13 protein-coding genes, 3 tRNA genes and 1 other annotated feature are annotated in these 17,525 nt (G+C 65.3%); of the genes, 7 read left to right on the top strand and 9 right to left on the bottom strand.

Features of this window, described 5'->3' with window-relative positions; translation table 11 throughout:
* Positions 1-53 precede the first annotated feature (53 nt).
* Positions 54-1,841, top strand: coding sequence for a beta-glucuronidase (uidA, locus tag GXP39_17100; GenBank protein NOZ29747.1), 1,788 nt, complete (start codon positions 54-56; stop codon positions 1,839-1,841).
* Between the two features lie 134 nt (positions 1,842-1,975).
* On the opposite strand, the gene smpB is transcribed toward uidA, so the two are convergent.
* The 5 genes from smpB to GXP39_17075 form a co-directional block, all read right to left on the bottom strand.
* The gene (gene smpB / locus GXP39_17095) at positions 1,976-2,440 is read right to left on the bottom strand and encodes an SsrA-binding protein SmpB (protein ID NOZ29746.1); all 465 of its coding nucleotides are present in this window, start codon (positions 2,438-2,440) and stop codon (positions 1,976-1,978) included.
* Between the two features lie 24 nt (positions 2,441-2,464).
* Entirely contained in the window at positions 2,465-3,811 is a 1,347-nt protein-coding gene (locus GXP39_17090) for a PDZ domain-containing protein (GenBank protein NOZ29745.1), read from the bottom strand.
* 49 nt (positions 3,812-3,860) lie between these two features.
* The gene (locus GXP39_17085) at positions 3,861-5,054 is read right to left on the bottom strand and encodes a S41 family peptidase (protein ID NOZ29744.1); all 1,194 of its coding nucleotides are present in this window, start codon (positions 5,052-5,054) and stop codon (positions 3,861-3,863) included.
* A 362-nt stretch (positions 5,055-5,416) separates the two neighbouring features.
* Positions 5,417-6,433: a GHMP kinase gene (locus GXP39_17080; protein ID NOZ29743.1), complete on the bottom strand. Its 1,017-nt coding sequence runs from the start codon at positions 6,431-6,433 to the stop codon at positions 5,417-5,419.
* A gap of 139 nt (positions 6,434-6,572) precedes the next feature.
* Positions 6,573-7,424 carry a methyltransferase domain-containing protein gene (locus GXP39_17075; GenBank protein NOZ29742.1) on the bottom strand — a complete coding sequence of 284 codons (852 nt, stop codon included), beginning with the start codon at positions 7,422-7,424 and terminating at the stop codon, positions 6,573-6,575.
* A gap of 431 nt (positions 7,425-7,855) precedes the next feature.
* Here GXP39_17075 and GXP39_17070 point away from each other — a divergent pair, with 431 nt between their 5' ends.
* On the top strand, positions 7,856-9,148 hold the full coding sequence (locus GXP39_17070) for an O-antigen ligase family protein (protein ID NOZ29741.1): 1,293 nt from the start codon (positions 7,856-7,858) through the stop codon (positions 9,146-9,148).
* Positions 9,149-9,232: 84 nt separating this feature from the next.
* On the opposite strand, the gene GXP39_17065 is transcribed toward GXP39_17070, so the two are convergent.
* The 3 genes from GXP39_17065 to GXP39_17055 form a co-directional block, all read right to left on the bottom strand.
* Positions 9,233-10,450 (bottom strand): sortase, encoded by a 1,218-nt coding sequence (locus GXP39_17065; GenBank protein NOZ29740.1) that lies wholly within the window; start codon positions 10,448-10,450, stop codon positions 9,233-9,235.
* A 109-nt stretch (positions 10,451-10,559) separates the two neighbouring features.
* On the bottom strand, positions 10,560-11,261 hold the full coding sequence (locus tag GXP39_17060; GenBank protein ID NOZ29739.1) for a 1-acyl-sn-glycerol-3-phosphate acyltransferase: 702 nt from the start codon (positions 11,259-11,261) through the stop codon (positions 10,560-10,562).
* A 3-nt stretch (positions 11,262-11,264) separates the two neighbouring features.
* On the bottom strand, positions 11,265-12,281 hold the full coding sequence (locus tag GXP39_17055; protein NOZ29738.1) for a LysM peptidoglycan-binding domain-containing protein: 1,017 nt from the start codon (positions 12,279-12,281) through the stop codon (positions 11,265-11,267).
* A gap of 147 nt (positions 12,282-12,428) precedes the next feature.
* Positions 12,429-12,673, top strand: a binding site (T-box leader).
* A gap of 44 nt (positions 12,674-12,717) precedes the next feature.
* Here GXP39_17055 and serS point away from each other — a divergent pair.
* The 4 genes from serS to GXP39_17035 all read left to right on the top strand — a co-directional run bounded on the left by serS (position 12,718) and on the right by GXP39_17035 (position 14,489).
* On the top strand, positions 12,718-13,998 hold the full coding sequence (gene serS, locus GXP39_17050; GenBank protein NOZ29737.1) for a serine--tRNA ligase: 1,281 nt from the start codon (positions 12,718-12,720) through the stop codon (positions 13,996-13,998).
* Positions 13,999-14,166: 168 nt separating this feature from the next.
* A tRNA-Ser gene (locus GXP39_17045) sits at positions 14,167-14,253 on the top strand.
* A 30-nt stretch (positions 14,254-14,283) separates the two neighbouring features.
* A tRNA-Ser gene (locus GXP39_17040) sits at positions 14,284-14,374 on the top strand.
* 39 nt (positions 14,375-14,413) lie between these two features.
* Positions 14,414-14,489: transfer RNA gene (locus tag GXP39_17035), tRNA-Arg, on the top strand.
* A 69-nt stretch (positions 14,490-14,558) separates the two neighbouring features.
* On the opposite strand, the gene GXP39_17030 is transcribed toward GXP39_17035, so the two are convergent.
* Positions 14,559-15,749 carry an MFS transporter gene (locus tag GXP39_17030; GenBank protein ID NOZ29736.1) on the bottom strand — a complete coding sequence of 397 codons (1,191 nt, stop codon included), beginning with the start codon at positions 15,747-15,749 and terminating at the stop codon, positions 14,559-14,561.
* Positions 15,750-16,415: 666 nt separating this feature from the next.
* On the opposite strand from GXP39_17030, the gene GXP39_17025 reads away from it, so the two are divergent.
* Positions 16,416-17,189, top strand: coding sequence for an SCO1664 family protein (locus GXP39_17025; GenBank protein NOZ29735.1), 774 nt, complete (start codon positions 16,416-16,418; stop codon positions 17,187-17,189).
* Positions 17,190-17,525: the final 336 nt, after the last annotated feature.

The raw sequence follows: 17,525 nt of genomic DNA, 5'->3' as shown, positions 1-17,525 counted from the left end.
GCCCTGTGCGTCCAAGCTGTTTCACGGACAAGACCGGCGAAGGAGATAGGTACATGCTGTATCCTCAACAGAACGACGTTCGCAACGTACTCGATCTGTCCGGCCTCTGGGCGTTCAAGCTGGACCCGGAGGGGGTGGGCGAGCGGGAGGGATGGTTCCATGGGTTGCCCGCCCCGCGCGTGATCGCCGTCCCCGGAAGCTGGAACGAGCAGTTCCAGGACACGCGAGACTATCTGGGACTGGCCTGGTACCTGCGTGAGACCTACATCCCCCGCGAGTGGAAGGGACAGCGCATTTTCCTGCGCGTGGGCTCGGCCAATTACGCGGCCCGGGTCTGGATCAATGGAGAGTTTCTGGGCGAGCATCAAGGCGGCCATCTTCCCTTCGCCTTCGAGATCACCGAGCAGGTCCGGTGGGGCGAGCCCAACGTGATCGCCGTCGCTGTGGAGGGCAAACTGATGCCCACCCGGGTGCCGCCGGGCAACGTGGCGAGCGGCCCCATCGGCGAGTTCTTGGGGGGATACCCCAGCACGCACTTCGACTTCTTCCCTTACGCCGGGCTGCACCGGCCCGTGGTCCTGTACACCGTGCCGTCGGCCCACATCGAGGACGTAACCGTGGTGACCGAGATCGAGGGGGAGGATGGGCTGGTGCACGTCGCCGTGACCCGGGGCGATGGCGAGGATGGCGAGGGGAGGGTGATCCTGCGCGGGGCGGAGGGAGATCTCGAGATCCCGCTCGTTTTCACCGCGGGGGCGGCCCAAACGACGCTACGCGTCCCCCGTGCCCGCCTGTGGAGCCCGGACGATCCCTATCTCCACGATCTGACCGTCCTCCTCACCCGGGGAGAGCAGGTTGTGGACCGTTACCGTCTGGACATCGGCATCCGCACGATCCGGGTGGAGGGCGACCAACTCCTGCTGAACGGTCGGCCGATCTTTCTGAAGGGGTTTGGCAAACATGAGGACTTCCCCATCCACGGCCGCGGGCTGAACATGCCGCTCATCGTCAAGGACTACGCGCTACTCAAGTGGGTGGGGGCCAATTCCTATCGCACGTCCCATTACCCTTACTCGGAGGAGGCCATGTTCATGGCCGACCGGGAGGGCATCCTCGTCATCGACGAGACGCCCGGCGTGGGCTTGTTCTTTGAGGATGGCGGGGGGAACGTTCAAGAGAGGTTGGCTGTGTGCCGACAGCAGCTCCGGGAGTTGATCGCGCGGGATAAGAATCATCCCAGCGTGATCATGTGGAGCGTGGCCAATGAGCCCATGCCGTCGGACATGATCCGGCGGTTCCTGGGCGGGGATGTGGATCGGGAGAAGGACGCCTTGGGAGCCGCCTTCCTGTCCGAGCTGTTGAGCCTGGCGCGAGAGCTCGACCCCACGCGCCCGGCCGTGTTCGCCAGCCTCATGGGGGGACCGGCGGAGTGGATGGCCCTCTCCGATGTGGTGTGCATCAATCTGTACTGGGGGTGGTACGCGCAGGGAGGAAGGCTGGACGAGGCGGCCGAGGTATTGAGACAGACGCTGGATGGCCTCCATGGGAAGTTGGGCAAGCCCATCATCCTCACCGAGTTCGGGGCCGACACCATCGCCGGCCTGCACAGCGACCCGCCGGAGATGTGGAGCGAGGAATATCAGGTGGAGATGCTCCGGCGTTACCTGGACGTGGCCGCCGAGCGCCCCTTCGTCGTGGGGATGCACATCTGGAATTTCGCCGATTTCAAGACGCCCCAATCGACGCGGCGGGCGGGCGGGTTGAACCTGAAGGGGGTCTTCACCCGTGATCGCCGCCCCAAGATGGCGGCTCACTTCCTGCGGGAACGATGGGCGAGGTGAGCGGACCCGGGCGCATCGCTCAGGAGAATCGACTCCCCGATGGGTGATGGGCCGGGGATATGGACGCGAAAAGGCCGGGCGACGAGCCCGGCCTTTCCCGTTCACGATCGTTGCGATCTGCGCTCACGCGCCGGTCAGTATTCGCGAGCCATCTGCTTCGCCGTTCGGCGTATCTCGCGCTCCGCCTCCCGCTTGGCGATGGCCTGGCGCTTATCGTATTGTCGCTTCCCACGCACCAACGCCAGCTCCACCTTGGCGATGTTGTCCTTCAGGTATAGCCGCAGCGGCACCAGCGTCCACCCCCTCTCCTGCACGCGACTGGCCAGCCGGTTGATCTCCCGCCGATGCAGGAGCAGCTTTCGCTCCCGCCGGGGCTCGTGATTCATCCGGTTGCCACCCTCGTAGGGCGCGATGTGCACGTTGAGCAGCCATACCTCGCCGTCACGGATGATGGCGAACCCATCGCGCAGGTTCACCTTCCCCTGGCGGATGGATTTGATCTCCGTGCCGGTGAGCACGATGCCCGCCTCGATGGTCTCCTCGATGTGGTAATCGTGATAGGCTTTGCGGTTCGTGGCGATCGTCTTAATCGCTGCCATCGTTTCTCCGGTAGGGCGGTTTCCTCACTTGCCCGTGAGCAGGTATTCCACAGCCCGGTCGAGCTGGGGGTCACGCCCGGCCGCCCGATCCTCCAGCGTGCGCTCCACCTCGATGTCCGGCTTCAGCCCCTTGCCGTCGATGCCGCGTCCCTTAGGGGTGAACCAGCGGGCCGTGGTCACGCGGAGCAGCGAGCCATCGCTCAGGTAGTGGGGCACCTGCACCGACCCCTTCCCAAAGGTGGTGACGCCGATCAGAGGCCCGCGGCCGGCGTCCTGGATGGCGCCCGCCACGATCTCCGACGCGCTGGCGCTGCCGTCGTTCACCAGCACGACCAGCGGGATCTCGGTCGCCAGGCCGCCCCGGCGGGCCGGGTAGGCGCGCTCGCGTCCGTCCTTGAAGCGCTCGATGAGGATGTCACCCTCGCCGACGAACTGGCTGCCGATCTCCACGGCGGAATCCAGCAGGCCGCCCGGGTTGCCGCGCAGATCCAGGATCAGCCCCTTGGGTTTTTGCCGCAACAGCTCCCGCAACGCCTGGCGTACCAGATCCGGGGCCCGGCTGTTGAACTCGCTCAGCTTCAGGTAGGCGATCCCATCGTCCCGCATCTTATACTCGATGACGGGGATCTCGATGCGATCACGGACCACCTTCACCTCGATGAGGTCCGGCTCGCCCGGCCGTTTGATGAGCAGCCGAACCGTCGTGCCCTTGGGGCCGCGAATGAGCTGGATGGCGTCGCTGAGCGACATGTTGGTCACGTCCTTGCCATCCACCTTGATGATGATGTCTCCCCGCCGGATGCCGGCCTTGTAGGCGGGTTGGCCCTCGAATGGCTCCACGACGCGCACGCCGCCCCCGGGGGCCAGGTCGACCCGGGCCCCGATCCCCTCGAAGCTGCCGGACAGGTCCGAGCTGAAGAACTGAGCCGATTGGGGATCGAGCAGAGAGGTGTTCTCGTCATCCAGGAGCTCCAGCACCCCGCGGATAGCGCCGTAGGTCATCTCCTGATTGTCCGGCAGCTCGCCGTAGTAATCCTCTTGAAGCGCCTGCATAGCCTCCCAGAAGACCCGAAACTCCTTCGGCTCTTCGGGCAGGCGATCCAGCCTTCCCTCTTCCCCGTCGGGGGATGGACACAACCCTTCCGTATCCGGTTCCTTGACCTGTGGGCGCGGGGTCGCCGTGGGCAGCGGCGTCACGTGCCAGACCGGCGTGGCCAATGAGACGCTGGCCTCCGCAGGGGCGGGGGCTGTCCACCGTCCCGTGCCAAATCCCACGCCAAAGCCCACGATAAAGGCGGAGCCCGTCAGGCTGAGCGCCAGGACGGATGCGATCAGCCATTTCAGTATGCGATTTGATCCAGAAGCGTCCATCTCGTATCCTCTCATATCAAGATATAGCGGCCGTGTCCCTGCCTTCCGCTTACTTTTGCGCCTGAGGGAGAGCGCTTAACCACTTGAGCGCTCGTTGCAGCACGGGGTCACGTCCTGCCTGTTGATCCTCCTCCGTGATCTCCACCGGGAAGTCCGGCTCCAACCCCTGCCCATCGATCTGGCGCCGCTTGGGCGTCAGCCACCGGGCCGAGGTCACATGCAGCGAGGAGCCGTCCGATAGATCGTGCACCAGCTGTACCGATCCCTTCCCGAATGTCTTCTCTCCAAACAGCTTCGCCCGGCCGTGATCTTGCAGCGCTCCGGCCACGATCTCCGACGCGCTGGCGGTGGCCCCGTTCACCAGGACGACCATCGGGCCGTCGAATACGATCGGTCGGCTGCGCACCTCGTACGTCTTCTCCTCGTTCCCGGCGCGTTGCTCGTAGAGCACTACGCCATCTCGCAGGAACGTGCTGGCGACGTCGATCGCGGCATCCAGCAGGCCACCGCTGTTGTGTCGCAGATCCAGCACCAGTTGGGTGACGCCCTGTCCTGTCAGATCCTCCAGGGCGTCGGTCAGCTCATCGGCCGTGCGCTCGCTGAAGATGGAGAGCCGGATATACCCCGTGTGGGGCGGCGCGTCCAAGATGCGCCACTCCACGCTGGGCGTTTCAATGCGGGCCCGTTCGACCTCGAACGTGAGCACGTCGTCCACCCCGGCGCGGCGCACCTGGATGCGCACGATGGTTCCGACCGGCCCACGGATCAGGCTGACCACGTCGTCCAGGGACATATCGGGGGTGATCTCGTGCCCGTCCACGGCGACGAGGACGTCCCCCTCTTGGATCCCGGCGCGCTGGGCCGGCTTGTCCTGCATGGGGCGCAGCGTGTATGTGCCGTCGTCCTCCCGGATGATCCAGGCGCCAATGCCCCCGAACTCGCCCCGCAGCTCCTCTCGTTCCCTCTGGCGGGGCTGTGGCTCGACGAAGACCGTGTAAGGGTCTTGATAGGCGTCCACCAGGCCGCGGATGGCGCCGTAGACGCGCTGCTTGACCGGCGGGTCCTCACCCAGATAGGACTGTTCCAGGATGTGCCAGGCCTCCCAGAAGACCTGAAAGTCCTCGGTCGCCTCTGGGCTTCGATCCCGCGTCAGGTACCAATGAGCGCCGAACCCGGCCGCGAAGGTGAGCAACGGGATGAGCGCAACGATGATGATGCTGGCTATGTACCTCAGCGCTCGCATGAAGATGAAAGACCGTCCCTTCGGATATATGGGTTACCAGGCTGCGGGCCATGGATGTACACCCTGGGGTGAGATCCGCCTCTCGTCCTGCCGTGGCATGCCCCAGGCGGGGTCCGCCTGCGCCGGGGAAACCCGGTGCGCCTGTGCCTCGTCGGATGCTCCATGATCCGCCGGGCCCGTCCTTCGCATGATCCCGCCCCTGGTTCCTCTCCGAAAGATGGGGGATGGACGTCGCGATCGGGGCGGTAGGACAGGTCCGCCTCTCTCGCTGGCGCCTTGCACACGGCGCTTTGCGTGAGAGCAGCAAAATATTCTAGCACAGTGATGAAGGGGTGACAAACGCTCGGGCGTGGGCGAGAAGATCAGCAGCACGGCTCCTCGTCGTAGGTCACCACCCGGGGGCGCAGCACGGTGGCGCCGATGGCCTGGTAGTTCTTCTGCAACCGGCGAAACATCTCATCGTCCCGGCAGATGCCGATGACCGCCCCGCCGGAGCCGCAGAACTTCGCACGGGCCCCCGCGTCCCGGGCCGCCTGGATGAGCCGCTGATTGAGCTCGCTGATGCGGTAGATCTGCGAGCGCAGGGCGAAATTGCGGTCGATGAGGCGCTCCATCTCGTCGAGATCGCCCGCCTCCATGGCCTCCCGGAAGCGTCGCGCCCCCTCCGCGATGGCCTCCATGGTCTCCACCACCAGCTTCTCGCCCCGGGCGTATCGCTCCCGCACATCGTTATGGAACACCTCGGTCCCCTCGGTGGCGGAGTCATCATAGGCGATGAACAGCGGCGGCAGCAGTGCCGGGTCCAGGTTCTCGTAGTGGCCGAAGCCCCGGCTCATCAGCTCCCGATCGAAGTCCATGTAGACGACGCCGCCGTACGTTTGCACCACCCGGTCCTGGAGGCCGGCCCCGATCTTGAGCTCCTCCGTCTCCGCCCTGAGGATCAGGTTGGGCATGATCTGCTTGGGGATGGAGACGCCGTAGAAGCGCATGAGCGCCCTGAGCGTGGAAGCGATGATGGCGCTGGAGCCCGCCAGCCCCACGCGCAGGGGGATGTTGGATCGATAGCTGATGGTGAAGTTCTTGTTGTCCAGGTCGATGCCCAGCGACTGGCAGTAGTCGACAAAGACCTTGATGATCGCCTTGATCAGGCGGATGCCGCCATAGTACCCGTAATTGGTCACGTTGCGTACCAGGTCCTCTACGGACGCGAAGCAGGTAGCATCGCGGGGCGAGGGGCGGATCTCCAGCTCCGGCGACTCCCAGAGCGCGACCTCGGCCCAGAAGGCGTCGAAGGTGAAGGAGATGGTGACCCCGTTGAACCCGTCTGATGGGTTGCCGATCAGTCCGGCTCGGGCAGGTGTACGTGTGTGGATGATCATCTGGTTCTCCTCCTGTATTGCGTCCTGGCTGCCGGACGGCTTGACCTCATGAGGGCTGCGGGGGAGCGGCCCTTCCCGCCGCCTCCCGTGCGGAGCCTCCGGTGGCCCCGTGTCCGGCGTCGTCGGCGCTGGCGGCGGGTCACCGATAGGCGACCACGCCGAACGCCTCGGGGCGACGCGTGACGCGCCGGAATCCGGCCTCTTGTAGCCGCCGGATGACGCCTCTGGCTACGTTGCGCCCCGAACGGCTGTTCAGATCCCCGATGTAATGGAACAGGCGCCCACCGGGTCTGAGTATCCGGAAGAGCTGTCGATAGAACTCCGCGGAGTAGAGATCCCCGGCCAGGCTGAACATCGGGGGATCATGGATGATCCGGGTGAACGTCGCATCCTCAAATCGTTGGACCTCCTGGAAGCTGTCGCCGATGATCTGCGTGATCCGGGGATGGTCGAAGAGCGCCTGAGACCAGGGATTCTGCCGGGCGATCTCCAGGACGGTCGGGTCGAGCTCGATGGTGATGACGTGCTCGGCCGTCTTGGCCGCCTCGATGGCCGTGTAGCCGAGCCCGGTGGCCGTGTCCAGGACGCGGCCGGTGATGGGCGCGATCGTCCGGATCTTCGCGAGCGTGTCCCTGTGAGGATCCGTCCCTTTGATGCGGTGCATGGGGGTCCCGGAGATCAGCAGCGTGGGCGCGCCTGAGGTGGGCATCAGGCTGTAGAAACGGTTGGTCATCTCGGAGAAGGCCTGGATCTTGCGGATCCCATCGCTCTCGATCTGGAAGCAGCTTTGCGGGGTCTTCCGGATCTTCCGGAGCGCGTCCCAGGTGAGGAGGACGCCTTGTGGGAATCGTGCGCCGTCGGAGGTGAGGACGGCGGTTACCGTGCTCAAGCCCAGGTCAGGGGAGACCTCGATCTCTTGCAGGCCCTTTTCTCTGGCCTGCAGGATTCGCTCCGCCTGGAGGTGGGACAATACGATCTGGCCTTTACCCATGACGTCTCCGCAAAGTGGCCTCCCGGGTGTCTGATGGGTCTGGGTGAACGGGATGTTGACGAAAAGATGGCCTCCGCTTAAATTATAGCACAGCGTTCGTTGAAGCGGCGATAGAGGTTTTGGCCTGAGAGCGGGTCTGAGAGACGCCGTTGCTTCTGCTATGGGGAGGCCCGGAGGGGATTTGCCTCTCCGGAAAAAGCTCTTCTTCTGCCTTCGACCTGCCTGGCCTCGGCCTGGGTCCTTCGGAATGGGTCGAGGCTAGGCAGGTGCTGGCCGGAAAAGTGGGGTTTCCGTGGAGGGGAGGCCTCCTTCACACCTCCCCCTGTGGAGCTGGTCGTTGAGGGAGCCCTCCAGGCGCCTTACCGGTGGTTTTTCAGACGCGCTCTAGGGGGATCCCCTCCCGGAGTGGGCGATGCGAGACAGGCGGTCATATGCGACGTGAGCGTTGGTGGACCTGGGTTGCTGTATTCCTGCTGGGGCTGGCGGCCCCGTGCCTCCTGTTCCCGGGGGGGTGGCGAACGCTTGCCCTGCTGGTTTTGCCCCTTATCCTGCTGGGGAATCGGTGGTTCACCGGGCGGTTCTTCCGCCGTACCCCCTATGATGTCGCCATCGCCCTGCTCCTGCTGATGGTGTTGGTCAGCCTGTACGCCACGTATGATATCACGGTCAGCCTGCCCAAGATCTCCGGCGTGCTGCTGGGGGTGACCGCTCTCTACGTCGTGGTCGGGTTCGCCTATACCTCCGGGCGGTTCCAGATCACCGTGTTCGGGCTGCTGGCCGTGATCGCGGCGTTCACCGGGCTCGTGTTGGTGGGCACGCAGTGGGGGAGTAAGGTCCCGGCCCTCCAGCAGATCGGGAGCAGGATTCCTCGGCTGATCCACAGCCTTCCCGGCGCTGAGGGCGGGTTTCACCCGAACGAGGTCGGCGGCGCGCTGACATGGGTCTTCTTCCTCCCGCCGATGGTCGCCATAGGGCTGTGGTCTCGTCGCCGTGCGCCCTCGACCGTGGCAGCCGGCCTGCTGCTCGCCGCATTGACGGCGGCCATGGCTCTGGTGCTGCTGCTCACCCAGTCCCGCAGCGCGTGGATAGGCGTCGCGGTCGGCGTGGGGACGCTCCTGTTCGCGGCCTCCGGGCGGTGGGGAAGGCTGGCACTGGTTCTGGGAGGTGTGGCCATCCTATCCCTCTTCCTCGTGGTTCGTCCCCATGAGCTGACGGCGCTCCTGGATGGCGGCGGGGAGGATGCCCTTGAGTTGGGAACGGTGACCAGCATCAGTTTGAAGGGGCGCGTGGAGATCTGGTCACGGGCGCTCTACGGGATCCAGGATTTCGCGTTCACGGGGATGGGGATGGGGACCTTCCGATACGTGGTTCCCATTTTATATCCGCTTTTCCTGGTCCCGCCGGATCAGGACATCGGCCATGCGCATAATGAGCTTCTGCAGACGGGGGTGGATCTGGGCATACCCGGCCTGGTCGCGTTCCTGGCGATTCAGATCCTGGGGATCGTGCTGGCTTACCAGACCTTCCGCACCGCGGGCTCGCCGGTGATGCGCTGGACAGCCGCCGGCGCGTTGGCGGGGTTGGTAGCCCATGACGTGTACGGCCTCACGGACGCGGTCGCCCTGGGAGCCAAGCCCGGGCTGTTCCTCTGGATCTTGCTCGGGCTCGTCGCCGCCGGCTGGGCGCTGACGGTGCGTCCGGGCGATCGCAGCGGGGAGATGTGATCGCGGGCAGCCTCGCGCTTCGCTATGGGGCCAGAGAAAGGGCCACCGCGTTGGGAAACTCGCGGGATGTTTCCCGTCATGTGCTCATGGCGTCAGGTGGTCGAGCGAGGACGTTGGGTGGGCCGCCGGGGTCCTCACGGGCTTGGCGACCACGATGACGCGATGGGTGTTGCTGGTGTAGGGCCAACAGGTCACCAGCGTCAGCCGCTCGTCGGAGGAGGGGGCGATCCAGCGGGCGTTCCTCTGCCTCACCTCCAGGGGCTCTCCCTTCTCCTTCAGGATCATCTTGCGCTGGACGACGTATCGGTAAGGGCGGCCCCCTGCGTATAGCACGATCTCGTCGCCCTCCTCCAGCTGCACCACGTAACGGAAGACCTCCCCCTTAATGTTGTGATGCCCGGAGATGACGATGTTGCCGCGCTGCCCCGGCCGGGCCGAATCCTTGTGCCAGCCCGCCGCGTAGTCGGCCACGTCCCAGATTACCGCCGTTTGCCCGCCCACCTGCACCATCCTCTGGCCGACCGGCACCACCGGCGCGTCCAGCCCGATGCTCGTGGCGACGATCCGATCAGGCGGCAGAGGCGTCGGCGTGGCGACCTGAACTCGGCGAGAGGCCGTGGGCTGAAGGCGAGAGGGAGAGGCCGTCGCGGTGGCCTCCGGCTGGAGCGCGGCCCCGTTGGGGAGGTGGACGGAGGTCGGCGTGGCCGAGGGATTCAAGGCGATGAAGCTGATCTCCGCCGTCGCCACCGGCGTGGCCTCCTGCTCCGGCCCCCGGGGAGTTGGCGTTGGGGTATAGGTGGGGGTGAGGGTGCCGGTCGGAGTCCCGCGTGCTGCGGAGGGCGGGTCCGTGGGCGGTGTGTCCGTGAGAGGCCCTGAGGTTTCGGCCGTCTCCGGGTGAAATGGGGGGAGGGCGTCTGCTTCGCCCGTCTCCTCCGCCCTCTGAGGCGTCGGCGTCAGCCAGGGTGTGCGCTGGGGAGGGGGCGTTTGGGACGAGGCGGGCAGGATGGTCACCCGCGGGGGCGCCGCCAGCGCGATCGGCGCGATGGCGGTGGCGAGCGCCATGCGGTGCGCGGACGTCGTGCCCGGGGTGGGGAAGGAAGGCACTCCCATGTGGCTCCATCCATACCAGGCGAGCGAGCTGAGGACGAGGATGGTGACGAGGATCGCTGCCAGGATCCGGTGTGGCCACGATCGCGTGGGTGGGGAGGGCGCTGAGCCATGGGCATGGGCGACGTATAGGGGGCAGAGCGCGTGTCGCCCGCCCAGACAGTAACGGGTCTGGGTGTCCTGGCGCGGCGCCATCCTCGCCTGCATCATCAGGCAGCGGTTGAAGGGATGGGGGCGGAGCAATGGCGCACTTCGCCGGTTTTTCCCCCTCAATAGGGGACAGACGCGAGGGTGCATGGCGTCCCTATCCATAAACCCCGCGGTACTCCGGGGGGAGAAGCGCCGCCAGGCGGCGCATGATCATGTCCGTGTACGCGTCCAGCTCGTCTCCTTTGGCCCGGTTGGGCGTGCCGGGCAGTGTGAAGGGCTCTCCCACGACGACTCGGATGGTAGGGCGGCGCAGACGGCACAGGAGCGTTCGAAACGCCTTCTCCTGGCCGCTGAGGCCGATGGGAAGGATCGGCGCGCCGGTCCGGGAGGCCAGATACGCGGCCCCGCCTTTCCCGCGTTGCAGCTTCCCCGTTCTGCTGCGGGTCCCCTCCGGCGCGATGCCCAGAACCCCGCCCGCCTTCAGCACGGCCAGCGCCTTCCCGAGCGCCCGGCGATCCACCTCGCCCCGCTGGACGAAGATCGCGTTCCCGACCAGCCGGAATAGGTCGCCGATGATGGGATGCGTGCTCCACTTCTCCGCGGCGAACACCGTGGTGCGCAGGGGGAAGATGGCGAAGACGATGGGTGGGTCCAGCCAGTGCAGATGGTTGGTGACGACCAGCAGCGGCCCCCCCGGCTGGTTGAGGTGTTCGGCCCCGATGATCTCGACGCGAAAGAGCAGCGTCAGGAGCACGCGGATCACTTTGCGCAGGAAGCGGTAAAGCCACGGGGTCTCCAGCGCCCGCGCGGCCACCGCCTCCGTCGTATCCGGCAGACGAACGAGCTGTATGGCCATCACTCAGTCTCCGAGGATGGGAGTTGGTGTGGGAAGCCGGCGCCCCTGGGCCAGCACCGTATAGGTGGCGACCGGCCCACCGATGGGCACGACCTCGATCCGGAATGTGGTGTCCCCGCCGCGAGGGATCACGTTGTGCTTGGGGACGCCCCGACGCACGCCGATCACGCGCCCCAATGCGTCGTAAACGGTGACGACCACGTTGACCCCGACCGCCTCCTCCGGCCCCACGTTGACGATGCGTCCGGTCACCCGATAGGCCGCGTAGCGCTCCCCCTGGCCGTTCGTGTCTCGCACCTCCAGATCGCGGTAGTAGCTTCCGATGTAGGCGGGCACCGCGCTGAGCGGCCCGATCCGATAGCTGGCGAACGGCGGCGGGGTGCCATCGAACTGGACCACGAAGGGGGCCCGCTTGCCCGCTTCGATCAGGTCCGCCTGCACGAAGGTCGTGGCCCGCGCCAGCTCCTTCTGCGCCTCATCCACCAGGACGATCTCGATCTGCACCTGCTCCAGAGGCACCTGATTGATGTTGCGCACCTCACCCAGACACCACAACTCCCCTGTGGGGGCCCGGTGGAAGGTCAGGTTTTCGATCTCGATGGGCATCGGGGTGGGTGTGGGGGTGGGGGTGGCCTCGCCCGACGCGATCTCCTCCTGGGGGATGATCAGTTCTTGCCCGATCTGCAGTCGTCGCGGGTCGGTGATGCCGTTGGCCTCCTGTAAGGCCTCCACGCTGATCCCGTAGAGCCCGGCGATGCGAAGCAGGTTGTCCCCCCGCTGCACGACGTAGATCACCGGCGTAGGGGTGACCGTCGGTGTGGGGGTGGGCTCCGGCGTGTAAGGAGCCGGGGTGGCCGTCGGCCGGGGGGTGGCTCGCGGTGGCACCGCGACCTTCGGCGTCGGCGTGGGGGTGGGTCGGGTGATGACCTGGCCGCAGCCGGCGAGCAGCCAGCCGACTACGAGCCAGAGAAGAACGCCCCAGATAGGATGTGTGGAAGACCCGTGTCCGGTCTGAATCATACTCAGGACCTGATGTGCGTGTCGGTGAACGCGAAACCGACCAAATTATAACATAACGGGATGGATACTCCCAACCGTAGGGCCGATGCGAGATTGACATGGCTACGGCGCCGTGCTATACTGAAGCTCGTAAGAAAGGGATAGTATAGAACGACGACGACGGAGACGAGTAGGGCGTCGTAGTGCTTTCAGAGAGCCGCCGGGTGGTGCAAGGCGGTAGCACAGGCGTCTCGAATCCCCTCCCGAGTCGCTCACCGGAACGGCGGCGTGCTCAGTATGGTGAGCCGGTTCATCCCCGTTAGCGGATGGGGTCGGATAGACCCGCGGAGGTCCCGTGGCGTGAGCGCGGGGCGAATCCAGGTGGCACCACGAGAGCGCCTCTCGTCCTGGTCGGATGAGGGGCGCTTTTCATTCGGAGGGCAGAGGAGGTCTCGATATGTTGGACATCCGCATCATCCGGGAACAGACGGATATGGTTCGAGATGCCATGCGCAAGCTGGGCGCGGAGGACGCGCCGATCGATCGAGTGTTGGAGCTGGATGCGGAGCGTCGGTCCCTGCTGGCGGAGGTGGAGGAGCTGCGCGCGCGTCGTAACGCCGGCAGCAAGCGGATTGGGCAGTTGATGCGAGAGGGAAAGCGGGAGGAGGCCGAGGCCATCAAGGCGGAGATGAGCGAGATCGGCCAGCGGATCAATGAGTTGGATCAGCGCCTGCGACAGGTGGAGGCTGAGCTGCACGATGCCATGTTGCAGATCCCCAACCTGCCACATCCCAAGGTGCCCGTGGGCAGGGACGAGCGCGACAACGTGGTGGTCCGCACGGAGGGGGAGCCGAGGGACTTCGACTTTGAGCCCCTCCCTCACTGGGACCTGGGGCCGGCCCTGGGGATCATCGACTTTGAGCGGGGCGTGAAGATCTCCGGCAGCCGGTTTTACGTGCTCAGGGGGCTGGGCGCCCGCCTGCAGCGCGCTCTGATCACCTGGATGATCGACCTGCACGTCAGCGAGCATGGCTACACGGAGGTCTATCCGCCCTTCGTGGTCAAGCGGGAGTGCCTGGTGGGGACGGGCCAGCTCCCCAAGTTCGAGGACAATCTCTATCACGACGTGGAGGACGATCTCTGGTGGGTCCCCACGGCGGAGGTCCCGGTCACGAACCTCTATCGGGACGAGATCCTGCCGCCCGGCAGCCTGCCCATCTATCACGTGGCATACACGCCCTGTTGGCGGCGTGAGAAGATGTCGGCCGGGCGGGATGTGCGCGGCATCAAGCGGGGGCATCAGTTCGACAAGGTGGAGATGGTGAAGTTCGTGGAGCCGCACACCTCGGACGAGGAGCTGGAGAAGCTGGTGGACAACGCAGAGGAGGTGTGCCGCCGCTTGGGCATCCCGCATCGCGTGGTGCAGATGTGCACGGGTGACCTGAGCTTCACGGCGGCCATCAAGTACGATGTGGAGATGTGGGCGCCGGGCTGCCGGGAGTGGCTGGAGGTCAGCTCCTGCTCGAACTTCATGGATTTCCAGGCGCGGCGGGCGAACATCCGATATCGGCCGGAGCCGGGTGCCAGGCCGGAGTTCGTGCACACGTTGAACGGGTCGGGGCTGGCGCTGCCGCGAGTGATGATCGCCATCCTGGAGAACTATCAGCAGAAGGATGGCTCCGTGATCGTGCCGGAGGTGTTGCGGCCTTACATGGGCGGCGTGGAGGTGATCCGGTGATCCCGGCCGCCCGACGGGATCGTTCTGAGCCCTTCTGCCGGATGCCGGGGTCCCCGCGGCCCCGGCATTTGGCTTATCCAGGGGATGGTTCCAAAAACGCTCGCTTTTGACAATTCGTCCCCTCTTGTGTATACTGGCACCGTCATAGGGGGAGGGCCCCAACCTCGAGGAGGGATGGCCGAGTGGACGAAGGCGGCGGTCTTGAAAACCGCTGTGGGGGCAACCTCACCGGGGGTTCGAATCCCTCTCCCTCCGCCTGAATGAACAACCTTATAGCGTCAGTCTGGGGAGGTGCCAGAGTGGACGATTGGGGCCGCCTGCTAAGCGGTTGTGGGGGCTAAAACCTCCACCAAGGGTTCGAATCCCTTCCTCCCCGCCTGATGCTGGACGGTGAATCGCCGTCTGGCGTGCATGTGCCCTCGTAGCTCAGGGGATAGAGCGCAGCGCTGCGGACGCTGAGGCCGCAGGTTCAAATCCTGCCGAGGGTACCATTCTCACAAAGACGTCGCCCGACCGGAAATCGGCCGGGCGATTGTTTTTGCCCACCGGCTGAGGACAGTTCACGGATTGGCCGCCTCCATCTCCCGTTCCCCGGGCTTGATGTCGACCGCCCCCAGGTACGCGACGGTCAAAAGACCCATCATGATCCCTGGCAGCGCCATGGCCACTGGCAGCCCCATTCGCTCGGCGACCACGCCCAGCAGCGGCTGTGAGACCATGGCGCCGGCGGCTGCCCCCACCGTCAGGATGCCCGTCACGGCGCCCGCTCGCGCCGGATCTCGTCCGTTCAGTTCGGCCATGATGTTGGGGAACACGCCGGACATGCACAAGCCGATCGCCCCCAGCCAGACGTACGCCATCAGCGGGGTGCGGGCCGTGAGCAGCCCGAGGCCGGTGAACAGCCCGCCTACGCCCGCCCACAGCACCAGCTCTCGGCTGGAGCGGGTTCGGGCCAGCCGGGAGTTCAGATACCGGCCCACCATGATCCCCACCCACAGCACGGATAGCCCGGAGGTCGAGGCCAGGGTAGCGAATCCCAGCCGGCGCTTCAGGTAGAGGACGATCCAGTTGGAGACGCCCACCTCGGCGCCGACGTAGAGGAAGAGAGCCAGCGCTCCCAGCAAGATCGAGCGATCGCGCAGAAGGGTCCCCAGGGGCACAGGGCGCTTCGTCTTGGCCGCCCCCGCGCGCTGGTCCGGGAAGGGGGTACGCCAGGCGATCAGAGCCAGCAGGATCGTGGGCAGGGCGACGAACCAGAAGACCAGCCTCCAGCTTCCCGTGGTCTTCAGGATCATCCCGGCCAGGATCGGGGAGACCAGTGCTCCCACGCTGAAGAAGAGGTGCACGATGTTCATCAGGGAGCCGGCGTTGCGGCGCTCGATGAGCGTCGGCATCACGTTCACGGACGTCTCCACGAAGGCGGCGAAGAAGTGCAACAGCATGTTGGTGATGATGATCCAGCGGAAGGCCGGGGCGAATCCCAACAGGCCGAGCATGAGCGCCTCGATCCACAGCCCCAGGAGCAGCGCCCGCTTGACCCCGGCTCGATCGGTGATCGTCCCGGCGACCATCGGGCCCAAAGCGAATCCCAAAGAGCCGAGGCCCAGCATGAGCCCGGCCGCGGACTCATGAACCTTGAACGTCTCCATGATCGATGGCAGTACGGGGCCCATCAGCACCAGGGCGATGCCGTGCTGCGCCATTGCGGCGTACGTCAGTCCCACCAGCTTCCGTTTCTCTGTATGCGTCACCGTTTCCCTCTATGCTCTGTCCGGCGGATTCCCCCGGTGTCGTGAGAGGCTCTCGCCGCTTGATCGTAGAGGCGGAGCCCTTCGGCCGGGCTATGATAGCATGGAAGGGGCTGCATCGCCAGAACGCGCAAGGAAGTTTGCATCTGGCGGGATGGCCTCCATGAAAAGAACGCGCTACCTCTATTGAGGGGGGGGATATCTGTTTCGTATGGAAATGCGGCGGGGAGCTCGAGGGGGCTCAGAGCGTGTCTGAAAATTTACCGGCAAGATGTCCGAGGGATCTCCCTCAACGACTAGCTCCACAGGGGGAGGTGTGGAGGGGGCCTCCCCTCCACGGAAAACCCCACTTTTTCGGCCTGCATCTGCCTTTCTCGGCCCTTCCCGCAGGACCCAGGCCGAGGCCAGGCAGGTCGAAGGCAAAAGAAGGGCTTTTTCCGGAGGGGCGGAGCCCCTCTGGGCCTCCCCATAGCAGAAGCAACGGCATTTTTCAGGCACATTCTCAGAAGAAGCTTCCTGATCTGTTGATGCGATCGTTGTCGCGGGCGATGCTTTCATGCTATACTAGGCGGCGGGCCGGGGTGGCGGGCTCGCTTATTGAGTCGGTCGACGGCTCTTTGTGGTATGAGCGGAAGGGCAGGTATCAAGAGATCGGGTGCAGGGTGCGAGATGGCGCGGGACGAGTCAGCTGAGGAGAGATCGCAGGTTGACCTGGAACAGGCGGTAGCGGTTGATGTCGGTCGGATCCTGAAGCTGCTGAGCGAGGGCGAGATCGAGCCGCAAGGGCTGATCCCGTGGAGCTCCAACTATACCTTCCTGGTTACGGTCCGGGATGATACGCTGGCTGCGCTGGCCGTCTACAAGCCCCAGCGGGGTGAGACGCCGTTATGGGATTTCCCGGCGGGGACGTTGTGCCTGCGGGAGATGGCGTCGTATCTGGTCAGCCAGGCGTTGGGATGGCCGTGGATTCCTCCCACGGTGTTGCGTGAGGGGCCGCATGGGTTGGGATCGCTCCAGCTTTACATCGATCACGACCCAGAGGTTCACTATTTCACCTTTCGTGAGGAGCGCCTGCGGGATCTGCTTCCCATCGCCCTCTTCGATCTCATCACCAACAACGCGGATCGCAAAGGAGGGCACTGCCTGCTGGGGCGCGATGGGCGGATCTGGGCGGTGGACCATGGGCTGACCTTTCACGTCCAGCGCAAGCTGCGCACGGTGATCTGGGATTTTCAGGGCAAGCCGGTTCCCCGTCGATATCTGGACGATCTGAGGGAGTTGCGTCAGCATCTGATGGAGTCCGGCGAGTTGCGAGAGGCGTTGGGACACCTTCTCTCAGAGGAGGAGATCCGCGCGTTCGTCCTGCGTGTGGAGCGGGTGTTGCGGGTTCCGCGTTTCCCCGGGCCGGGCCCCGGGCGTAGTCACCCCTGGCCTCTCGTTTGAGCGCGGCGACCGGGCGGGGCTGTGCTCTGAGTTGCAAAAACGTAGGGAGGGCGGGGAAGGCCCCGGGGAACACGATTGGTAAGCTTGGCCCTATTGACACCGTCCATCCGACGTGCTAAATTATATACGGAAGCGAGTCCCGAGCAATTGAACGGCAGAGCGCTGGTCGTGGTGAGGGTCCATTTTGGGGACACGGTCGGGGCAGCATCCTCGACCGATGTCGGTCGGCCCTGAGGGGGCTGGGTTCGGCCAACCCGACCGAGGGCGGCTCAGTAGGTTGCTTGGGACCCTTCCGTGACTGAGCGTGAAACATGAGGAGCCCCGACCCATGGGTCG

Source organism: Chloroflexota bacterium (assembly GCA_013152435.1).
Lineage (GTDB): Bacteria > Chloroflexota > Anaerolineae > DUEN01 > DUEN01 > DUEN01.
This window is presented reverse-complemented; position numbering and strand designations above follow the sequence as displayed.